The sequence below is a fragment of the uncultured Campylobacter sp. genome, assembly GCF_938039205.1.
Lineage (GTDB): Bacteria > Campylobacterota > Campylobacteria > Campylobacterales > Campylobacteraceae > Campylobacter_A.
In genome coordinates, this window is the sequence record NZ_CALHVM010000007.1 from 1 (window position 1) to 3,976 (window position 3,976).

Annotated in this window: 6 protein-coding genes; 3 read left to right on the forward strand and 3 right to left on the reverse strand. The window is 49.3% G+C overall.

Annotated features, from left to right (window positions below):
• Positions 1–107 precede the first annotated feature (107 nt).
• Entirely contained in the window at positions 108–761 is a 654-nt protein-coding gene (locus Q0394_RS01055) for a winged helix-turn-helix domain-containing protein (RefSeq protein WP_298945085.1), read from the forward strand.
• Here the strand turns inward: Q0394_RS01055 and Q0394_RS01060 are convergent, their stop codons facing one another.
• Both Q0394_RS01060 and Q0394_RS01065 read right to left on the reverse strand, forming a co-directional pair.
• Complete coding sequence (locus Q0394_RS01060; protein ID WP_298945087.1) at positions 762–1,523, reverse strand: ABC transporter ATP-binding protein; 762 nt, start codon at positions 1,521–1,523, stop codon at positions 762–764.
• Positions 1,520–1,723 (reverse strand): iron chelate uptake ABC transporter family permease subunit, encoded by a 204-nt coding sequence (locus Q0394_RS01065; RefSeq protein ID WP_034964665.1) that lies wholly within the window; start codon positions 1,721–1,723, stop codon positions 1,520–1,522. Before Q0394_RS01065 ends, Q0394_RS01060 begins: the two co-directional genes overlap by 4 nt.
• A 55-nt stretch (positions 1,724–1,778) precedes the next feature.
• Between Q0394_RS01065 and proB the strand changes: the two genes are divergently transcribed.
• A complete protein-coding gene (proB, locus tag Q0394_RS01070; protein ID WP_298945089.1) occupies positions 1,779–2,906 on the forward strand; it encodes a glutamate 5-kinase in 1,128 nt (375 codons plus the stop codon).
• 176 nt (positions 2,907–3,082) lie between these two features.
• Positions 3,083–3,691, forward strand: coding sequence for a hypothetical protein (locus tag Q0394_RS01075; RefSeq protein ID WP_298945091.1), 609 nt, complete (start codon positions 3,083–3,085; stop codon positions 3,689–3,691).
• Positions 3,692–3,704: 13 nt separating this feature from the next.
• On the opposite strand, the gene Q0394_RS01080 is transcribed toward Q0394_RS01075, so the two are convergent.
• On the reverse strand, positions 3,705–3,976 hold a 272-nt coding region (locus Q0394_RS01080; RefSeq protein ID WP_298945093.1), incomplete at its 5' end, for a Na+/H+ antiporter NhaA.

A 3,976-nucleotide genomic window follows, 5' to 3' on the forward strand; every position in this document is an offset into this window, starting at 1 on the left:
AAGCCGCAATTAAAAAAGAAGAGATAAAGAAGGCTTATTTTGGGGAGGATTATGTAGCACCAAAGGTAGAGAACAAAGAGGATAACGTCACCAAAAAGTAGGCTAAAATGAAGAAAATTTTGCTCGTTAGCGACGATGCCGAGATGCAACTAAACCTCAACGCCGCGCTTTACCGCTTTAACATCCGCATAGTTCGCTTTGAAAATTTAAGCGAGCTAAAAGAGGATTACTATAGCGGCAACCGCTACATCTTTTACGTCATCGACGTAAAGACGAAGGATCTGGCAAATTTCGACTCGGTCAAATTTCTGCGAGATAACGGGAGCCTAACTCCCGTTATGATCCTTATAGATAAGGCTATTCCCACGCTTTACAAGAAAATTTACTACGCAAAATACGACGACTTTATGGTTAAGCCGTTTTTGCCCGAGGAGTTTTTGTTTCGGGTATTTAGAAACTGCCGAATTTTGCTCGGAAGCAAATTTGAGCTAAAAAACGGCGCCGTATACGACAAAAACAGCCTCACGCTGCACATAAACGGCACAAGTATAATGCTAGGCAAAAAAGAGGGATTGTTTTTAGAAATTTTAGCCAAAAACGCCCCGCACGTAGTAACGATCCAAGAGCTTGAGTGGAGTATCTATAAAGACGAAGAGGTCTCGTCCGATCGCCTGCGCTCACTCGTGCGTCAGCTACGCGCGAAGCTACCATTTGAGCTAATCAAAACCGTGCGCAGTATCGGGTATAGTTTGGAGGAGTAGCTAGAGCTTAGGCAGGATCACCTCTTTTTGCGCGAGCCTCTCAAAGGTGCAGACGTCGCCATAAATTTTAGCCAGCAGCTCGTCGTTTAAAACCTGCGCGACGCTGCCTTTTGAGACGATCCGCCCGTCGCGGAAAACTATCACTTCGTCGCAAAACCAAAGGATGTGGTTTGGCTCGTGCGTGCAGATGACTATCGTCTTGTCGCTCGCAGCGATCTTTTTTAAAATTTTCCAAAGCGTGATCTGGTTTTTAAAATCAAGCGCGGACGTCGGCTCGTCAAGTAGTATCAGCGGCGTATCCTGCGCGAGCGCTCTAGCGATAAAAACGAGTTGGCGCTGCCCGCCGCTAAGCTCGTTCATCTTTTTATCGGCTAGATGCGAGATACCGATAAACTCCATCGCCTCGCTCACCGCCCTTTTGTCGTCTTTGCTAAAGCCAAACAGTCTCTTTACGTGCGTGGAGCGGCCCATTAGGACGATATCCCTTACGAAAAACGGGAAATGTAGCTCTGTGTGCTGCGCGACGTACGCTATGTTTTTAGCCATCCAGGCGGGGCTTTTGTGCTTCGTGTTTTGCGAACCCACATAAATTTCGCCCCCTTTGATACTTAGAAATTTCATACAGCAGTTAAAAAACGTACTCTTGCCGCTGCCGTTGGTGCCCAAAAGCCCGCATATGCTGCCTCTTTTGATCTCGATGCTTACGTCTTCGAGCCCGAATCCACCGTAGCTAAAGGATAAATTTTTCGTTTGTAGTATCATTTTAGCAGCTCCTTTGCCTTGCTTCTTAAAAGCGCGATGAGAAATGGCGCGCCCACCAAAGAGGTTATGATGCCCACGGGAATCTCGGCCATCGCTACCGTGCGCGCGAGCGTATCGACTCGTTCAAGCGCAGAGGCGATTTTGGCCATTGTGCCGCGTATATCTTTTATACTAAACTCTCCGCCTAGTTGTAAAAACATAAAATTTAAAATAAGCCGTTTTGGGTATAATTTTCAAAAATTTCGGAGCGATAAGATGGACAGAAAAGAGCTTCTAGGCGGCGTAAAACGCATCGTTGTAAAGGTCGGCACCTCAACGCTAGCAAACGCGGACGGCTCGCTAAATGAGGATAAAATCAAACAAATCGTGGCAAATTTAAGCGAGCTAAACGAAAATGCCGAAGTGGTCTTCGTAACATCTGGCGCCGTGGGTGCGGGCATGGGACAGATGAAGCTCGCGCACAAGCCAAAATCCATCGTCGAAAAGCAAGCCCTGGCCGCCATCGGGCAGGTTTCGCTCATACATCTTTATCAAATTTTATTTTGGGCGCACGGCAAAAAGGTCGCGCAGCTGCTGCTGACCAAAGACGACTTTAGCGACCGCCGCCGCTACCTAAACATGCGCAGCGTCCTACGCTCCTTGCTCGCTAAAAAAATCATTCCTGTCATCAATGAAAACGACCCCGTCGTGGGCGAGGGCATCAAGGGCGTAAAAGTTGGCGACAACGACACGCTAAGCGCGCTGGTTGCGGGGCTAATCGAGGCCGATTTGCTCGTGATTTTGACCGATATCGACGGGCTATACGATAAAAATCCAAGCATTTTTGCGGACGCTAAATTTATAAATTTGGTCGAAAATTTAGATGATAGCATCAGGGCGGCTGCAGGCGCGGAAGGCAGTAAATTTGGCACCGGCGGTATGCGTACTAAAATCATCGCAGCCGAGATGGCGACCAAAAACGGCACTCACCTCATCATCGCAAACGGCGCCGACCCGCGAAATATAGTCCGAGCAGCACAAGGCAGCGAGGTCGGGACGCTATTTTTGGCGGGTAAAAATAGGATAAACTCGCGTAAATACTGGCTCGCCTACTCAGCCGCGCACAAAGGCTCGGTCGCTATCGACGCGGGCGCAGCGAAGGCGCTAAAAGAGGGTAAAAGCCTGCTAGCAGTCGGCATCCGCGAGGTCGTGGGCGAGTTTGAGCGTGGCGAAACGCTAACTATCAAAGATACAAGCGGCCGGGCGCTAGCTCGCGGCATAACAAACTACTCATCAGCCGAGCTAGCCCTCATAAAAGGGCGCAAGAGCGAAGAGATCGAGGCGGTTCTGGGCTACAAATACGAGGACGAGGCGCTGCACATCGACAACATCGCGCTGATTTAGGTCAAATTTGGTAATTTTCAGCGACAAAATTTTGTCGTAGCGGCGTCAAATTTAAAGCGGTCATAACGGCTAAATTTGATCAAATTTGACTGCCCGAACTAGCCGCGCGGTTGCCGTTAAATTTGACGGTTGATTTTTGAGCGCACTTTAAAATACGGATAAATTTAAGGAAAACGATGAACGAAAAAGAATCGGAGACTGCGAAATCTCGGCGCGACTCTGCAGCGCGCAAAGGCTTGTTTGAGAGAGCGATTTTAGCCGGCTGGGCGCCGTTTTCGCTCGGAGTCATATTTTTTGCGGCACTTGAGATCTGGGCGTTAAATTTAAGCCCGGACGAGATAGTAGAGCTTAAATTTTGGCTGCCTTTTATCCGCGGCGTGCGGGTTTTTGCGCCGTTTTTGGACGACTTTGCAAACAACAGCGCAAACCTAAACGTGCTTGCTTTTTATGCCTGTGCCGCGCCGTTTTGGATCTGTTTTTTCGCCGCCGTCTTTTGCCTAAACTACGGCCGCGCGGACTTTGGGCGCGTAAATTTGATCGTGACGGGGGCGAAATTCCTCGTGCTCGGCGGATTTTGTTTTCTCGCGTTTAGCGGGCTGCTCTTTGCGCCTGAGAGGATGGGCGGCAGATGGGGCGTTTACGTGCGGTTTGACGCCTACGCCCTTGCAAACGACAGCGCGCCTTATAATCTTGCCGCGGCTCTGGTTATCGGCGCGATTTTTGCGGCGTTTGGCGGCGTAGTTTGCGATTTGATTTATAGATTACGCAGCGGCCGGCGGGAGTGAGCCGTTTTGCTCACTACCGTTTTTCTATCGCGCCCGGATTTTCGGTGCTAAATTTTAGCAAGATAAACCCGACCGCGCCTGAAACTACCGAACCTAGCAAGATAGCGAGCTTGTCCGTGTAGGCAAAGACATCCGTGTCGTTGTAGGCTAGGCCGTTAACGAAAAGGCTCATCGTAAATCCTACGCCGCAAAGTACCGCGATGCCGTAGAGTTGGATGAAATTTGAACCTTCGGGCAGCTTGGCTAGCTTAAATTTGATCGCTAAAAAGCTAAATCCAAATACTC

Coding starts and splice junctions, on each gene's coding strand:
- Q0394_RS01055 (WP_298945085.1), top strand. CDS start 108: ATGAAGAAAATTTTGCTCGTTAGCGACGATGCCGAGATGCAACTAAAC.
- Q0394_RS01060 (WP_298945087.1), bottom strand. CDS start 1,523: ATGATACTACAAACGAAAAATTTATCCTTTAGCTACGGTGGATTCGGG.
- Q0394_RS01065 (WP_034964665.1), bottom strand. CDS start 1,723: ATGTTTTTACAACTAGGCGGAGAGTTTAGTATAAAAGATATACGCGGC.
- proB (WP_298945089.1), top strand. CDS start 1,779: ATGGACAGAAAAGAGCTTCTAGGCGGCGTAAAACGCATCGTTGTAAAG.
- Q0394_RS01075 (WP_298945091.1), top strand. CDS start 3,083: ATGAACGAAAAAGAATCGGAGACTGCGAAATCTCGGCGCGACTCTGCA.